This is a genomic window from Cobetia sp. MM1IDA2H-1 (assembly GCF_002916775.2).
Classification (GTDB): Bacteria; Pseudomonadota; Gammaproteobacteria; order Pseudomonadales; family Halomonadaceae; genus Cobetia; species Cobetia marina.
On sequence record NZ_CM133225.1, the window covers coordinates 2,281,587 to 2,297,353 of the forward strand.

The window sequence follows — 15,767 nt, forward strand, 5'->3', positions numbered from 1 at the left end:
TGCCCCACGCAAGACGCCGCCCACATGACATGTGAGCGGCGTCTTGCTGTCAGAGCACGGGCTCGGCTCAATGATGATCGCGCGGGTTCACTCGGCGATTCTTGACGTCCGGCGCACGACGGATGCGGTCTTCCTCGGCCAGGCTATCAGCCTCGAAGACATCCGCACCGACCGGTGTCTCGCCATGACGGCGATAGAGCTGGCTGAGCATCTGGCGGCGGTCTGCACGCAGCTCCTTCACCAGCACCACGATCATTCCGTAAAGAATGAAGGTGAAGGGCAAGGCCGAGAGGACCGAGGCCGACTGCAGGCCCTTGAGACCGCCCGTCGAGATCAGCGTCAGACAGATGGCCGCGATCAACACGCCCCAGACCACACGCTTGTAGAGCGGCGGGTTGATCGAGCCGGCGTCCGTCATCTGCGCCACGATATAGGAAGCGGAATCCGCCGACGTCACCAGGAACACGAAGATCAGCAATATCGCGACAACGGACAGCACATTGCTGAAGGGCATCAGATCGAACATCTCGAACAGCGCGGACGTGATGTTGGCATCCGTTGCGGCAGCCAGTCCGACATCCCCGCCCAGCTCCATGTTGAGCGCCGCGCCACCGAAGACACCGATCCACAGACAGGCCAGCAGCGGCGGCACGATCAGCACTCCCACCACATATTCCTTGATGGTACGTCCCCGCGAGACACGCGCCACGAAGGTGCCGACGAAGGGTGACCAGGCGATGACCCATGCCCAGTAGAAGACGGTCCAGGAACTGTTCCAGTCATTGCCGTCATAGGGCGACATGCGCAGACTCATGCCGATGAAGTTCTGCAGATAATCGCCGATCCCCAGCGTGATCGTCTTGAGGATATCCAGCGTCGGCCCGGTGAACAGCACATAGAGCATCAGCGCGATGCAGATGCTCATGTTGAGGTTGGACAGTCGCTTGATGCCCTTGTCGAGCCCGGACCAGGTCGAGGCCATGTAGGCACAGAACATCACCCCCATGATGATGAACTGCCACTGCCAGCTCTCCTCCACTCCGAAGACGAAGTGCAGACCACCATTCATCTGCAACACACCAAGCCCCAGCGACGTCGCGACCCCCATCACGGTGGCCACCACCGCGAAGACATCCAGAACTGGCCCGTAGCGGCGCACCTTGGGGTGCTTGGCCGTCACGGACGACAGCACCGAGGAGACCAGCCCCGCCTGCCCTTTCCTGAACTGGAAATAGGCGATGATCAGCCCGACGACCGAGAAGGCGGCCCACTGATGGACGCCCCAGTTGAAGAAGGCATATTGGATGGCGTAGCGCGCGGACTCAGGCGTCTCCCCCGGCATGTCACCGAAGGGAGGCTTCAGATAGTGCTGCATGGGCTCTGCCATGCCGTAGAACACCAGCCCGACCCCGAACCCCGCCGCCAACAGCATGCTGACCCAGGAAAAGAAGCTGTAGGAAGGCCGACAATCCTGCGGCCCGAGGCGGATCTTGCCGTATTTGCTCAGCGCGAGGCTGACCAGAAAGATCACGAAACCAAAGACGGAAATCAGATAGAACCAGCCGAACATGCTGGTCACGGCGCCAAGCGCCTGATCAGCCAATTCACCGAAACGGGTGGGGAATCCTGCCCCCAACGCGACCAGACCCAGAATGATGATGACTGACGCGCTGAATACGCGCTTTCCTCCAGATGTCATATATCGCTACTCCCTGTTAGCTGTGACAGCGGTGAGGTGGATCGCGCACCAGCGAGAAACGAGTAGCGCTATCGCCAACGAATATTCGCAGTGCCTTGTAGACATGACCCTGATTCCCCAGAACTTCAAGGGCCAGCGACGGAAAACTTGCGTCTGGCCGGCGCTGCGTGCGCCGAGGGGCAGTCAGATGACGGGCATCATCCTGATGTCGGAAAGCGGTGTGTGAATTCATGGCAGGCGAAGCTTGCCAGATGATTCCTGACAGGCAGCTCATGACAGGCAGTTTTTGGCAGGCGGCTCCTGACGGGCATTGGCGAACACGCCGAAATACTTCTACATTACTTGTACACAAGTGATAGAAAGATGACCTGCCACGGAGAGAATCCCCAATGCCTGTTCAAGCCTCCACCTCGCGCCACACGGCGAACACCGAGAATGCCACCCTCCCTACAACGCCCCCTGACACACTGCATGTCAGCTCACCTGCCGAGCGGCAGGCTGAGGCCAGCATGACGCTCGACTCCCTGTCGCGCGCCCTGCAACAGGGCATGGTGCCGGTCGTCGAGGTCATGTCATTGGATGGCATCTACAAGGTGCGCATTCATCACTGCCACGGCATTTCCGATCTGACTCGCCTTGATGGCAAGGCCCTGTGGTTCAAGGGCACGGGAGAGATACGCGATCTGATGAGATCGCGGGGCATCAGTCACGGCGTGCTGACCTGGGCGGATCAGTGGGGGGATGAGATGATCGGCATGGTGTCGCGCTCCCTCAACCAGGAGGAGTTGCTGGCCTGGGGTACGAGGATCTGCTTTCGCTAGCGATCACACGCCCAACGCCTCGCAGGCTCTGTGGGGCTCTCCGGCAAGCACACCTTCTGCCACCAGCTCCCGCCGCTACGTCTCATGACAAGACAGGCCCCCGGAGAGACTCCGGGGGCCTGTCTTGTCGTCTTGCTTTCTTGCGTCACGCTCGCATCACCCTCCCGCCGACGCCGCTGACCTCGCTTGTCGACACCCCTGGATAGACACCGAGGGATGGACACTGGCCAGGCTCAGATCTCGGCCGCTTCTGGCGCAGCCTCGGGATGCCTTTCCAGCAGCGCCAGCAGGTGGGCCTTGCGTGCCTTGAACAACTCACGGTGCTCGTAGTCTCGCTTGTAGGTCTGCTTGGAGACCACGGCCGTCTCGAACACCTCGAACGGTGCACCATTGCTGGCGAAGCGGTTGTCCAGCGCCATGAACGCCTCGATCAGAGAGGGCGTGTAGTGCTGACGCAGGCTCTCGTTGAAGAAGTAGCCCACCGAGAAATACGGCATGAAACCGTGGCGCTCCGCGTCCCGAACGAAATCGGCATACAGCAGCGTGGGATGCTGACGTCCGATCCCCAGCTTCGCGTGATTCTTGGCACGATTGGACACGAACACGGCCGTCTGGCGTGGCTGGAACAGATGCTCCACGAACAGTGCCAGAACCCGCGTGACCACCGGGGACCCTTGCCGGGCGGCGATGAACCAGGCTTCCACGGGCCGGCTGGGTGCCTTGTGCTGACGGAAGGTGAAGACGCCATGTCTGGCGGTGGCGCCGGGCAACCATGTCTCGAGCGGCGCCAGGCAGAACGTCGTGGCATCCGCCCAAATGCCACCGAAGCAACTCAACAGATAGAGTCTGAGAACATCCGTCTTCATCGCCATCGACAGCCTGACGGTGGATAGCTCGAACGCCGCCATGAGGTCCACGCCCAGCACCTGCTCGAGATTGTCAGCGTTCAACAGTCGCACTTCGTGATCCGGATTCTGTCTCTGCCAGGATGCCACGCTCAACTGCACCACTTCCGGCGCCTCTTGTAGCGGGGCGTGCCAATACATCCAGATGATCTTCTCGACGCCCTGCTGCTCTTCACTCGTCTGGTGTCCGCTCGTCTGGCATTCGCACGCGGCGCGCAGATGCTCAAGCGCCGCAGAGGCTTGCTGATGCCGAGGGGTGCCGGGCTCAAGCTGGTCAATGCCGTAATGGGCGTCGTAGCGACGACTGAACCAGGGGACACGCTTGCGCAGCCAATAGCCCTTGTTTTCAAAGGTATCACTGGCAATGAAGGCGTTGATCATCACGATTTCCGAAAGACGAAGAGGTAGCTCCAGAAGCCACGAGGGAGCGATGAATGGACAGGACTGCCGGCATCTCGACACGCGAAGATGTCAGGCACAGCGGCTTGCGGCGCTGTGGCGACACCCTTGTGACACTTTTTCGATGACGGCACTCCCGCGATGTTACAACAGCCGGCCAGTGCCGTCCTGCGAGTTCATGATGTCAATCGTTCACCTCGGACGGCATCGTGTCATGCCGGCTCCTGCACCTGGTGGCCTGCCTCCCGGCAGCGTTCGGGGAATTCCTCCCAATGCTTGATGAGCTGCCAGGCGCCGGTATCCCGCAGCACCTCGGCGTGGCCCGGCGGAATGTGGCTGGCCCCCAGATGCCCCACGACCTTGAGACCCGCAGCCACGGCTGCCTGCATCCCCGTGCGGCTATCCTCCACCACCAGGCATTCCTCGGCGGAACGCCCCAGCGTCTTGAGGGCAAGCAGATAGAGGTCGGGCGCCGGCTTGGGGTTGATGACGTCATCGGAGGTGAAGATCGGCAGTTCGCTGTCTCCATTGGCTGCGGCGATCTCGTCCAGAATGCCACGCAGCCCCGAGCTCTCGAGATTGATCTTCATGCGTGAGGCGGAGCTGTTGGACACCACCGCCAGGGGCAGGCGCTGATCGCGAATCCACTCGAGCGTCTTCACCACGCCCGGCATGGCCTCGAGGCCATTGGCGAGACGCTGATCCACCTCCAGACGAACCTGCTCCAGGGCATCGGCCGGCAGGCGATGCTGACTGCGGCCTTCCAGGTCCACCAGGATGTCACGCGTCATCATCCCCAGGCAGCGATCCAGCTCATGCTCGATCTGCTCGCTCGTGCCGAGATCCGGCAGCCACAGCGGCAGCTTCTCCTTGAGCACGCCGTCGGCAATGATCTCGCTATCGACCAGGACTCCATCACAATCAAATATCAGCTGTTTCATTCAATCTCCAGGCAATCAAAGGGAGGTGCATGGCATCGGCCTGTCACCCGAGGGGGCTTGTCAGGGCAACGATGACGCCATGACAGTCATCATTTCTCTCATTCATGAGGGCGGAGGCGACACAAGGCAATCCTTGAGCACGAATTGCCGTGTTCCGAACGTCACCATCGCGCATCCCTTGACCTCGCCAAGCAAGATGCACTGCAATGAGAAGGTGTGACAGGGATTCTCACTTACTCGAGACGACCACGCAGGAGGAAGTATGCATCATCGTACGTCCACCCCATGCCATCACGCCTCACACTCCACGCGCGGCTTCGGCACTGGCCTGCTCGCTGGCGCGGCCGCGGCGACCGCCTTCTTTCTGGGACGCCGTCTCAACAGTGCTCGCAAGGTCAGCAGCGGCCATCCGCTCAAGCACCAGGTGCTGGACGCGGCCTCGCAGGTTATGCAGCGCAAGTACCCGATGGAAGCGATGAGCACCTACCTCAACGGCTTCCACCATTACGCCGATGACATGGGCCGCCAGGTGGAAGCCAGTCATTTCTGCATCCACCTGGAACATGATCTCCACCAGTGCGTCATCTTCGATTCCAACCGCAGCGACGCACGTCTGATCGGGATCGAGTACATCATTAGCGCCGAACGTTACGAGCGTCTCCCCGAAGAAGAGAAGCCGCTCTGGCACAGCCATCACTATGAGGTGAAGTCCGGCATCCTGGTGGCTCCGGGCATCCCGGAACTGGCCGAGCGCAGTTACTTCGAGGATCTGGTCACGACCTACGGCAAGACCTTCCACACCTGGCAGATCGACCGCGACGACTTCCCCTACGGGATTCCGCAACTGATGATGGCCTTCACCCGTGACGGCCAGATCGACGAGGAGCTTATGAAGCGCCGCGATGAACGCCTGGGCATCAGCACCGAGGAGCGCCGCAGCAAGCGTGCGGATATCGCGATGCCCAAGGTCAGTCCGAAGGCCAATGGCGGCCCGACACCGCCTGACAGCGAGTCGCATCAGCCGCCTCACTAGAGCCTGGACGACCAGCGCTGACCCTCTCTCGACAGCGAATGACGCGACTCATGACAGCACTCATGACAGGGCGCCCGGCAATTGCCGGGCGCCCTGTCATCTGAGCAAACCACTCGGGGTGGCTTTTTCTCGGCACCACCTCGATCGTGGCGGTCGTGCTGGTTGTCGTTCTGGTCGTCGCGCTGGTTGTCGCTCTGGTTGTCGTGCTAATCGTCGCTCTGGTTGTCGTGCCGCGGTTTTCCCTCACGTGAGGTGGAGGCCATCTTCTCGAGTTCCTCCTCGCTCATGGAGTCGTACATCGAACGCGCAGCGCCCTCCAGCTCGCTCGCCTTCTGCTCTCCCCGGCGCGCGGCCAACGCCGCTCCTGCTGCCATCTGCTGTGCTCTGGACTTGGCTGGCATGACTCTCCTCCCATCACTCTGGATGAATTTCATGCGCCATGATCGGCGCCAACGAGCCTGACGCGGTGACTCGCTGTCATGCTCATTCACCGCCATGCGGCTCTCCCGCGAGCTTTTCAAGCCTCGACAAGCCTTGAGTTTCTCCCCGCTGACCCAAGGCCATGAACAACAGGCCACGCCTTGTCAGCGATGCGCCATATGCCATCCATCGATAGGCCCCGTTCACCCGCAGGAGAGCCGCCATGCCCGACGCCGAATTCCCCCACGACCTGACGCCACATTCCGCCCAGGATGACCTGACCACCCTGGACGCCGAGCAGCTGTCGCGCGGCTATCAACGTGGCCAGTTCGACCCGCTGCAAGTGACACAGGCAGTGCTCGCCCGTATCGAGCGACTCAATCCGGCGGTCAACGCCTACGTGCATGTCGCGCATGATACGGCGCTGGAGGCGGCGCATCACGCCAGACAGCGCTGGCAGGCGGGCCAGCCCCTGAGCCCGCTCGATGGCATCCCGACCTCGCTGAAGGATCTCACCGATGTCGCCGGAATGCCGGCGCGCGAGGGCTCGCTCACCACGGTAGCCACGCCCTGTCAGCAGGACGCCCCTCCGGTGCGGCGCCTGCGCGAGGCAGGCGCAATTCTGCTGGGCAAGACCCATACCCCCGAGTTCGGCTGGAAGGCCGTCACCGACAATCGCGTGCATGGCGCCACCGGCAATGCCTGGAATACCGCGCTGACCCCGGGCGGCTCTTCAGGGGGTGCGGCCACCGCCGCCGCCCTGAACCTGGGAGTCCTGCATCAGGGCGGGGATTCCGGCGGGTCAATTCGCATTCCCGCCGCCTTCAGTGGTGTCTTCGGCTTCAAGCCCACCTTCGGCTGGACAGCCCAGTGGCCTCCCGCCCAGGCCGCGCCCCTGTCCAGTATCGGGCCGCTCACCCGCAGCCCGCGCGACGCCGCCGCCATGCTCAATGTCATCGGCCGTCATGATGCACAGGACCCCTACGCCACCCGCGGACAACCCGAGGATTGGGGCGTGGAGATCGGCACGCCACTGACAGGACTGCGGATCGCCTACTCCCCGCGCCTCGGGCAGGCCGATGTCGACCCCGAGATCGCCAGTCGGGTAGCACGCGCCGCAGAGCGTCTGGCGGGGCTTGGCGCCGAGATCGTGGAGGTCGATCCCCCCATCGACTCAAGCCTCGAGATGTTTCGCAAGATCTGGTTCACCGCGTCGCTAGGGGTCTGGGAAGGCTGCGATGCCCGCCAGCGCGAACAGCTCGACCCCGGCCTGGTCGAGAATGCCATGCGTGCCCGCGACTGGACCTCGCTGGAGTTGTTCGAGGCCTTCGAGGCCCGGCACCGGCTCACCCAGCAGCTTGAGCGCTTCCATCAGGACTACCCTCTACTGCTGACGCCGAGCGTCGCCGTCCTCCCCTTCGCCCTGAATCATCAGGTGCCGCCCGCCAGCCAATGGCACGACTGGGAGGAATGGGCGCCGTTCTCGTACCCCTTCAATCTGAGCGGCCAACCCGCCGCCTCGGTCCCCTGCGGATTCACCTCGCAGGGGCTGCCGGTCGGCTTTCAGCTGGCAGGCGCCAGGCACGCTGACGTCCATCTCCTGAAAGCGGCCACCGCCTATATGGACGCCTACCCGACCGCGCACCCCGCCGAGCCCTACCGCCCGAGGTGAGATCGCGCGGCCGCACTGGCCGACCGGCGACCTTCACAGACGACAACGCCCGCCACTGCCCCTTCATCAGGGGCGGTGGCGGGCGTTGACATGTGATGCCTGTCACCCAGGCAAGAGGCAATTTCCAGGGCTATTTCAATATGCCATGCAAAAGGCGATTCACATGACGGCGGCCCCGCGAACTCACCCGATTACTTGAGCGAATCCTGATTGCCGATGCGGGCCATCATCTCGGTGAACATCTGGATGTCCAGCAGCAGATTGTCGACACGCTTGAACTCTTCAGAGGTATGTCCGGTATAGGTCTCGCCCGGCATCGACGGCCCGAAGTTGATCGCATTGGGCAGCAGCTTGGCGGTCGTGCTCCCCGCCGAGGAACGCGGCTCGGCATCGAGTCCCGTGGTATCGCCGAAGATGTTGAGCAGCGTCTGGAGCCAGGCACCGCTGGGGTCACGCAGCATCCAGTCGCGAATCTCGACGTTCAGCGCCACGTCCATGCCCTGCTCCCTGGCATAGGCTGTGAGCTTTTCCTTGATCACCTGGCTGAGTTCCTCAGGCGACTTCTCGCCCGCCGGAGCCCGCACGTTGACCGCGACACGCAGCGCGTCGTCCTCCTTCTCCAGATAGGTCGGCGTCACCTTGAGCGGCCCCATGAAATCATGGGAGTAGGCAATACCCAGCAGCTTGCCGTGATAATCCAGCCCGTAATTGTCATTCAGGTAGTGCACGGCATCTTCATAGGCACTGTCCTGGAAATCGATACCGGAGGTGGCCAGCAGTCCCGCCAGTCGTGTCACCGGATTCACGCCATTGGCCGGTGCCGATGAGTGGGCCGACTTGCCCGTCACCGTGACGATGACATCCTCGCCCTTCACTTCACTGGCGACGCTGAAATCCTTGCCGTGCTCGTTGACGTAACGGCTGCCAAGCGCTTCCAGCTTGTGGTTGAGCGCCTTGGCACCTGCGGCATCACTGGCGTGCAGAGTAGCGACGGAGCGCTCGGGAATCTGGTTGGTCGCAAGTCCCCCCTTGAAGGAAGTGATCGCCGGCAGGGCATCCGCCGCCTGCCCCGTCTGTGTCTCGCGTGCCAGCGGGAAGCGCGCATCGATGGTGCCGAAGCCATTCTCGGCAGTGATTGCCGGATAGCCGCTGTCCAGCACGATGTTGTATTCGGGCAGCGCGTTGTGCGCCTTGTAATAGGCGAAGCCCTCACCGCCGGTCTCTTCCGTCGTCTCGATCATCAGACGAATGGTGCGCTTGACCGGCACCGCATTCTCCTTGAGAGACTTCATGGCATACAGCGCCGCGGCGATGGAGGCCTTGTCATCCTCGGTGCCACGCCCGTACAGCTTGCCATCGATCTCGGTGACCTCGAACGGATCCAGGTGGGTGCCATCCTCAAGCGTCCAGCCCTCCTGGTCCGCCGGCACCACATCCCCGTGGGTGAGAATGCCGAAAACATCCTCCCCCGTCCCCTTGAGCTCCACCTCGAAGACACGGTCATCCACGTTGCGGAACGTCAAGCCGAATGCCTCGGCCTTGTCCTTGATCAACTCACCGAAACGCGAGATCTCGGGGTTTTCATGCTGGGGTTTCTCACCGACCTTGAAGGTCGGGATCGCGACCATTTCCTTGAGCAGCTCCTGGACGTCATCGCCATACTGCAGTCGGTTGTAGACCCCCAGCAGGCGATAGACGTTGACGAAGTCATCCCCCTCCAGCGACTCGCCGGCCAGATAGTGGTCAATGGCACCGGAAACCGCGCTGTCTTCCTGATTGCGTTCCGCGACCTGCTTGAGGAAACCGTTGAAGTCTGCCGCCAGTGTCTCCTGCCCCTGCTCGACCAGACTGGCCAGCTGCTCATGCTTGAGCGTGTGCTCGCCCTGCGGCGCGCGCTTGCCAGTGTCATCGGCTGCCATCGGCTCATCTGCGCTGACAGGCAGCGCGCTGCCAAGCCCGAGCGCCAGGCCCAGCGCAAGGGCTGTCTGACGGGAGGTGGCGTGAGTGGCTATTCGGGTACTCATGGGCATGTGCATCCTTGTATTGGGCAGGTATCCACGTCATCAATGGCCTGACGGCAGGAGGTGGGAGCAAGCCCCTCACCGACCTGCGCCATCAGGCGGATCCCGCGACATCGAGACGCTGTCATCGGCCACGCCGTCGAACATGCTGGCCGTGACCTGTTCCTTTAGTGAAACACAAAAAACTTATACATAAACAACTCATATATTGAACCGAGGCTGGCCAGCCCCTGTACGCCTGACACTCATGGGCCCTTCCCTTGCGTGTGGTCAGTTCCAGCGCTTGAGCAGAATCTCGATGAACAGCTCCGCGATCGGTGACAGGGATTCCCCACGGCGCCGCAGCAGGCCAATGGTGCGATCAATGCGTGGCTCGGGCAGCTCACGCTGACACAGCACCTCGTGCTCCGGCCCGGGCATCGCCATCGACGGCAGGATGGCGACGCCAAGCCCGCTCTCGACCAGCCCCAGCGAGGTCGAGAGATGCTGGACCTCGTAGAAGCCGTCCAGATGCAATCCGGCGGACAGCAGGGTGTTGTCGAGCAGAATGCGGTTGCCGCTGTCACGCGAGACGGTGATCAGGCGCACATCATCCAGATCGCTCCACTCGACGCGCTGTTTCTGTGCAAGCGGATGGTCGCGACGCAGTGCCAACACGAAGGGATCACGATAGATGGAGGTGAAATCCACTGCCGGATGGTGGGCACTGACCATGTTGATACCAAAGTCTGCCTCCCCCGAGACCACCCTTTCGACCCCTTCATTGGCACTGACATCCAGGATGCGAATCCGGATGCCGGGGTACGCGGTGTTGAACTCGCGCACCACGCTGGGCAGGAAGTAGAAGGCTGCCGTGGGCAGGCAGGCGATGGTCAGCACCCCCTTGCGGTGGGTGGCCAGCTCGCGAACGCCCACCAGAGAGGATTCGTAATCTTCGAGCAACTTACGGGCTTTTGGCAGGAAATCACGTCCAATTGGCGTCAGTCGGCTTCTCCGCGTCGTACGCTCCAGCACTTTTGCACCGAGCACTTCCTCCAGTTTCTGGATACGGCGCGACAGGGCCGGCTGCGAGATGTGCAGTCGCTCCGCCGCTTCATTGAAGGAATGATTCTCGGCCACTTCGACAAATGCCGACAGATCCAGAAACTCCAATCTATGCATGCAACTATCCTATTGATTCATTATTCGGATTAATGCGCGTAATGGTGACAGTATAGTTTTTATTTGCATTTGATGCATAGATCATCGGCTGTGATGCTTCAGAAAGGCGCAAACAGACAGGAGCGCGTTCCAACATGATGCATTCACTTCCTTGCATGATCCTACGTGGCGGTACCTCTCGGGGCCCCTTCCTGCGTCTGGATCACCTCCCCGCCGATGACGACGGCCGTCGCGAAGTCCTGCGCCAGGTCATGGGCTCCGGCCACGCATTGCAGATCGATGGGCTGGGCGGCGGCAATTCGTTGACCAGCAAGGTCGCCCTTGTCGGCCCCTCCACGCATCCTGAAGCGGATATCGACTATCTGTTCGCCCAGGTCGATGTGGAAGGCGACAAGGTCGATTTCTCGCCGAACTGCGGCAACATGCTGGCCGCGGTCGGCCCCTATGCCATCGAGACCGGCATGATCCCGGCAAAGGGTGACCTGACCCGTCTGCGGATTCACAACCTCAATACCCGCACCCTGATCGACAGCCAGGTCCCGACACCCGATGGTCGCGTCGCCTACCAGGGCGACACGCGCATCAGTGGTGTGCCCGGCGCCGGCAGCGCCATCAAGCTGGGCTTTCTGGGCGCTGTCGGTGCCAAGACCGGCAAGCTGCTGCCCAGCGGTCAGGTCATCGACGTGATCGAGGGCGTAGAGGTGACCTGCCTCGACTCCGCCACGCCGGTGGTACTGATCGAAGCGGCAAGTCTGGGCTGGGCAGGCAACGAAGCGCCGGCCGAGATGGACGCCAACCGTGACGCGATGGCACGCCTCGAGAAGATTCGCCTCAAGGCGGGGGAATTGATGGGCATGGGTGACGTCAGTGACTCGGTGCTGCCCAAGCCGGTGATTCTCTCCGCTCCGCGCACCGAGGGCGGCACCCTGTGCGCACGCTACTTCGTGCCGCATCGCTGCCATGGCGCGCTGGCCGTCACGGGGGCCATCACGCTGGCCGTCGCGACCAGCCTCCCCGGCACTCTGGCCAACCGCGTGGCGCTGGCCGCCGGCACCCTGACACCGGGGACTCTGGCGGAGAAGGTGAAGCTCGAACACCCGGCCGGGTTCCTGGACGTCGAGGTCGAACACGCCGATGACGACCCGATGACCCCCAGCCGTGTGTCCCTGCTGCGCACGGCACGCAAGATCATGAGTGGCGAGGTGTTCTTGAACCTCCCGGACTCGCTGGAAATGCCTGAACGCGCCTGAGCGCAGTCCGCGCGCGTGCAGGATCGCCAGGCTTTCACGATCGCATGCACCTCTGCGCCGACAGCGCCTCGACAAGCGTGACGAAAGTACTGCAGAAGATTGATTTACAATGCATTTGATTGAAATGAAATGACCTCTCTGCGCCGCCATGCAGTTAGCGCATCACTGATTGACAACGCATTCCAACAATAATCAGGAGTCAGACCATGTCCCTCATCGTGTCTACGCCCAAACGCCATGCCCTCAAGCGCCATGCCCGCACCACCGCCCTGGCCGTCATGCTGCCCGTCATGGGCCTTCTGCCGCTGTCTTCCGCCGTGCACGCCGCGGCGGAAGTCCCTGACACCCTGACCTGGACCGTGCCCTTCGGGGTCGGGGGCGGCACCGATGTCTGGGCACGCTTCATGTCCAACTGGGTAACCAGGGACCTGCCGGGCAACCCGGCTGTCGTCATCGACAACGTGCCGGGGGGCGGTTCCATCACCGGCGTCAACCTGTTCAGCAAGCGTGCCGGCGATGACGGCGACGAGATGGTCGTCACCTCGGCCTCTACCCAGTATCCGGCCATGCTGCGCGACCGCCGCGTGCGTTACGACTATGCCGACTGGGAACCGATCCTCGCCGCCCCGACAGGCGGTGTCGTCTATGCCTCAAGCTCGCTGGGCAAGGACAGCGCCAGTGCGCTCAAGGCCCTCGCCTCCCAGACGGTGAAGTTCGCCGGCCAGAACCCGACCGGGCTCGAGATGCCGGTGTTGATGGCGTTCGATCTGCTCGACTTCCAGGTTGATCCGGTCTTCGGCATGAAGAGCCGTGGTGAAGGTCGCCTGGCCTTCGAGCGTGGCGAAGTCGCCCTCGATTTCCAGACCACCTCCGCCTACAGGAGCAACGTCACGCCGCTGGTCGACGCCGGCCAGGCCGTGCCGCTGTTCAGTCTCGGCGTGATGGATGACGAAGGCCACATCGAGCGCGACCCGTCCTTCCCGGACCTGCCGACCTTCTCCGAGCTGTATCTGGCGCAGGAAGGCCATTCACGCGATGACGAGGCCTATCAGATCTTCCACAAGTTCTTCGCCTCCGGTTACGCCATGCAGAAGATGCTGCTGGTGCCGAAGGGTGTCGATCCAGCACTGCTGGAGCAATACCGTCAGGCGGCACGTGACATGGCCAAGGACCCCGAGTTCCTCAAGGAAGCGGCGGTGAAGGTCGGTCCTTATGGCCTGATGGTCGGCAAGGCCGCAGCGGCGCAGTTGCAAGACGCCATGCAACTGAGCGAAACCCAGCACGAATGGGTCAAGCACTGGCTGATGGAACGACACGGTATTCGCCTGCAATCTCGTTGAAGCCCACTGACGCTCTCCAGCGCCATGACGCTGGAGAGCGCAAGAAGCACCAGAGAAGAACAAGAGGTTGAGCAACGCCATGATCGACACCCTCCTGTCCAGCATTGGACACGTCTTCACGCTGACGCATCTGCTATTCATGATGATCGGCATCTTCGTCGGCCTGCTGGTCGGCATCATCCCCGGCCTGGGCGGCATCGCCGGCATGGCGCTACTGCTGCCGTTTCTCTACGGGCTCGACCCCGGTTATGCACTGGGCATGCTGATGGGCATGGTCGCGGTCATCCCGACCGGCGATACCTTCGCCTCGGTGCTGATGGGCATTCCCGGCTCCAGCGCGTCGCAGGCCACGGTGCTTGATGGCTTCCCGCTGGCCAAGAAAGGCCAGGCGGCGCGTGCGCTGACCAGTGCCTTCCTGTCCTCCCTGTGTGGGGGCGTGATCGGTGCCATCATCCTGACCGGCTTCATCCTCGTCGCGCGCCCCCTCGTACTGGCCTTCTCGTCAGCAGAGCTGTTCGTGTTGACGCTGCTGGGTCTGACGATGGTGGCGGTGCTGTCCGGCAAGAACCTGTTCAAGGGCACGGCGGCCTGTGGTCTTGGCCTGCTGGTCGGTGCCATCGGCGCCGCACCGGCGACCGGCGAGTACCGCATGAATCTGGATATCGATTATCTGTACGACGGGGTGCCGCTGATCGTGCTGGGTCTGGGCATCTTCGCCCTGCCGGAGATCGTCGAGCTGCTGCTGGGACGTGGCAGCATCGCCAAGGACGGCAACACTGACCTGGGCAAGGGCTGGTCTGCCGGCATCAAGGATGTGGTCAAGAACAGGTGGCTGGTCGCGCGCTGCGCCGGGATCGGCAGCCTGATCGGTACCATCCCGGGTCTGGCGGGTTCCGTGGTCGACTGGATCACCTACGGCTTCGCGGTCAAGACCGCCAAGGACCCGAGCCAGTTCGGCAAGGGCGACATCCGCGGCGTCATCGCGCCGGAGTCCGCCAACAATGCCTGCGCCTGTGGTGCCATGGTGCCGACCCTGCTGTTCGGGGTGCCAGGCTCCGGCACGGCGGCGGTCTTCCTGGGCGGGCTGTTGCTGCTGGGTCTGGAACCTGGCGTGTCGATGATCACCACCAATCTGGACATGACCTACACCATCATCTGGTCTTTGGCGCTGGCCAATATCCTGGGCGCGGGCCTGTGTCTGATGCTGGCGCGTCCGGTCGCGCAGCTGACGCGTGTACCCTTCGCCATTCTGGCCCCTGCCATCACCGTGCTGATCCTGTTCGCTGCCTATCAGGCCAGCCGCTCGCTGGGTGACTGGGCCGCGCTGGGCATGATCGGCATGATCGGTGTGCTGTTCAAGAGTGCTGGCTGGTCGCGTCCGGCCTTCCTGATCGGCTTCGTGCTGGCACCGGGCGCCGAGAACTACTTCTATCAGAGCATGCAGTTCCACGGCGCCGAAGCCTTCCTGCGTCCGGGCGTGCTGATCATTCTCGGCCTGATCCTGCTGGCATTCTTCCTGCCGGTGATCCGCAAGGCGATCATGCGTCGTCGCCAGACCCATGAAGTGGTCGAGACCGCGCCGTCGCCGGAAGAGGATGTGCTGGAATCGCGTGGCTTCGGTGGCGTCGACTTCCTGCTGCTGTTGATGATGGGCGCAGCCGCCCTGTGGGCGCTCTACGACGTCAAGGATTTGATGCCACTCGGCAAGGCCTTCCCGACGCTGGCCGCCTTCATCACGCTGCTCTCGGTGATCGCCGTGGTCTTCAACGGCTGGCGTCGCGGCATGATTCTCGTCAAGCAACCGGCCTTCAAGGCAGTGGGTGTGGTACTAGGCTTCTTCGTGCTGATAGGCGTCAGTGCGCTGCTGGGCTTCGTCTCCACCGCCGTGCTGTTCTGCCTGGGCTTCCAGCTCACCATCGCACGCAAGTCACCGCTGTTCGCAGGGCTCTTCGCGCTGGGCGTGGCAGTCTTCCTGCTCGGCATGCAGGCGGCGATGAACCTGCACTACCCGACAGGCCTGCTGGATGACGTGGTACTGCCGATGATTCCCTTCCTGTAAGGCCTCTCGCGCCGCAGACAGCCACGCAACGCAGCGCAAGAGACAC

General features: G+C 62.5%; 12 protein-coding genes. 6 read left to right on the forward strand and 6 right to left on the reverse strand.

Going from position 1 to position 15,767, the window contains the following annotated elements:
* Positions 1-67 precede the first annotated feature (67 nt).
* Positions 68-1,699 (reverse strand): BCCT family transporter, encoded by a 1,632-nt coding sequence (locus BOH68_RS09750; RefSeq protein WP_077371258.1) that lies wholly within the window; start codon positions 1,697-1,699, stop codon positions 68-70.
* Positions 1,700-2,088: 389 nt separating this feature from the next.
* On the opposite strand from BOH68_RS09750, the gene BOH68_RS09755 reads away from it, so the two are divergent.
* Positions 2,089-2,520 (forward strand): hypothetical protein, encoded by a 432-nt coding sequence (locus BOH68_RS09755; RefSeq protein WP_258038139.1) that lies wholly within the window; start codon positions 2,089-2,091, stop codon positions 2,518-2,520.
* Between the two features lie 233 nt (positions 2,521-2,753).
* On the opposite strand, the gene BOH68_RS09760 is transcribed toward BOH68_RS09755, so the two are convergent.
* Both BOH68_RS09760 and BOH68_RS09765 read right to left on the reverse strand, forming a co-directional pair.
* Entirely contained in the window at positions 2,754-3,806 is a 1,053-nt protein-coding gene (locus tag BOH68_RS09760) for a capsular polysaccharide synthesis protein (protein ID WP_077371256.1), read from the reverse strand.
* 230 nt (positions 3,807-4,036) lie between these two features.
* The gene (locus tag BOH68_RS09765; protein ID WP_077371254.1) at positions 4,037-4,765 is read right to left on the reverse strand and encodes an HAD family hydrolase; all 729 of its coding nucleotides are present in this window, start codon (positions 4,763-4,765) and stop codon (positions 4,037-4,039) included.
* Between the two features lie 262 nt (positions 4,766-5,027).
* Here BOH68_RS09765 and BOH68_RS09770 point away from each other — a divergent pair, with 262 nt between their 5' ends.
* Positions 5,028-5,798, forward strand: a complete 771-nt coding sequence (locus BOH68_RS09770; protein ID WP_077371252.1) for an OBAP family protein — start codon at positions 5,028-5,030, stop codon at positions 5,796-5,798.
* Positions 5,799-6,004: 206 nt separating this feature from the next.
* Here the strand turns inward: BOH68_RS09770 and BOH68_RS09775 are convergent, their stop codons facing one another.
* The gene (locus tag BOH68_RS09775) at positions 6,005-6,199 is read right to left on the reverse strand and encodes a DUF3008 family protein (RefSeq protein ID WP_077371330.1); all 195 of its coding nucleotides are present in this window, start codon (positions 6,197-6,199) and stop codon (positions 6,005-6,007) included.
* A gap of 242 nt (positions 6,200-6,441) precedes the next feature.
* Between BOH68_RS09775 and BOH68_RS09780 the strand changes: the two genes are divergently transcribed.
* Positions 6,442-7,890, forward strand: coding sequence for an amidase (locus tag BOH68_RS09780; protein ID WP_077371250.1), 1,449 nt, complete (start codon positions 6,442-6,444; stop codon positions 7,888-7,890).
* A gap of 191 nt (positions 7,891-8,081) precedes the next feature.
* Here the strand turns inward: BOH68_RS09780 and BOH68_RS09785 are convergent, their stop codons facing one another.
* Entirely contained in the window at positions 8,082-9,914 is a 1,833-nt protein-coding gene (locus tag BOH68_RS09785) for a dipeptidase (protein ID WP_240704312.1), read from the reverse strand.
* A 267-nt stretch (positions 9,915-10,181) separates the two neighbouring features.
* Positions 10,182-11,072 carry a LysR family transcriptional regulator gene (locus BOH68_RS09790; protein WP_077371248.1) on the reverse strand — a complete coding sequence of 297 codons (891 nt, stop codon included), beginning with the start codon at positions 11,070-11,072 and terminating at the stop codon, positions 10,182-10,184.
* 134 nt (positions 11,073-11,206) lie between these two features.
* Between BOH68_RS09790 and BOH68_RS09795 the strand changes: the two genes are divergently transcribed.
* From BOH68_RS09795 to BOH68_RS09805, 3 genes are all read left to right on the forward strand, one after another.
* Positions 11,207-12,322 carry a 4-oxalomesaconate tautomerase gene (locus tag BOH68_RS09795; RefSeq protein ID WP_219815735.1) on the forward strand — a complete coding sequence of 372 codons (1,116 nt, stop codon included), beginning with the start codon at positions 11,207-11,209 and terminating at the stop codon, positions 12,320-12,322.
* Between the two features lie 206 nt (positions 12,323-12,528).
* Positions 12,529-13,662, forward strand: coding sequence for a Bug family tripartite tricarboxylate transporter substrate binding protein (locus BOH68_RS09800; protein ID WP_077371246.1), 1,134 nt, complete (start codon positions 12,529-12,531; stop codon positions 13,660-13,662).
* Positions 13,663-13,741: 79 nt separating this feature from the next.
* On the forward strand, positions 13,742-15,721 hold the full coding sequence (locus tag BOH68_RS09805; protein WP_077371244.1) for a tripartite tricarboxylate transporter permease: 1,980 nt from the start codon (positions 13,742-13,744) through the stop codon (positions 15,719-15,721).
* Positions 15,722-15,767: the final 46 nt, after the last annotated feature.

Excerpts from the sequence above, each read along its gene's own strand:
- BOH68_RS09750 (WP_077371258.1), bottom strand. The coding sequence starts at position 1,699 with ATGACATCTGGAGGAAAGCGCGTATTCAGCGCGTCAGTCATCATCATT.
- BOH68_RS09755 (WP_258038139.1), top strand. The coding sequence starts at position 2,089 with ATGCCTGTTCAAGCCTCCACCTCGCGCCACACGGCGAACACCGAGAAT.
- BOH68_RS09760 (WP_077371256.1), bottom strand. The coding sequence starts at position 3,806 with ATGATCAACGCCTTCATTGCCAGTGATACCTTTGAAAACAAGGGCTAT.
- BOH68_RS09765 (WP_077371254.1), bottom strand. The coding sequence starts at position 4,765 with ATGAAACAGCTGATATTTGATTGTGATGGAGTCCTGGTCGATAGCGAG.
- BOH68_RS09770 (WP_077371252.1), top strand. The coding sequence starts at position 5,028 with ATGCATCATCGTACGTCCACCCCATGCCATCACGCCTCACACTCCACG.
- BOH68_RS09775 (WP_077371330.1), bottom strand. The coding sequence starts at position 6,199 with ATGCCAGCCAAGTCCAGAGCACAGCAGATGGCAGCAGGAGCGGCGTTG.
- BOH68_RS09780 (WP_077371250.1), top strand. The coding sequence starts at position 6,442 with ATGCCCGACGCCGAATTCCCCCACGACCTGACGCCACATTCCGCCCAG.
- BOH68_RS09785 (WP_240704312.1), bottom strand. The coding sequence starts at position 9,914 with ATGAGTACCCGAATAGCCACTCACGCCACCTCCCGTCAGACAGCCCTT.
- BOH68_RS09790 (WP_077371248.1), bottom strand. The coding sequence starts at position 11,072 with ATGCATAGATTGGAGTTTCTGGATCTGTCGGCATTTGTCGAAGTGGCC.
- BOH68_RS09795 (WP_219815735.1), top strand. The coding sequence starts at position 11,207 with ATGATGCATTCACTTCCTTGCATGATCCTACGTGGCGGTACCTCTCGG.
- BOH68_RS09800 (WP_077371246.1), top strand. The coding sequence starts at position 12,529 with ATGTCCCTCATCGTGTCTACGCCCAAACGCCATGCCCTCAAGCGCCAT.
- BOH68_RS09805 (WP_077371244.1), top strand. The coding sequence starts at position 13,742 with ATGATCGACACCCTCCTGTCCAGCATTGGACACGTCTTCACGCTGACG.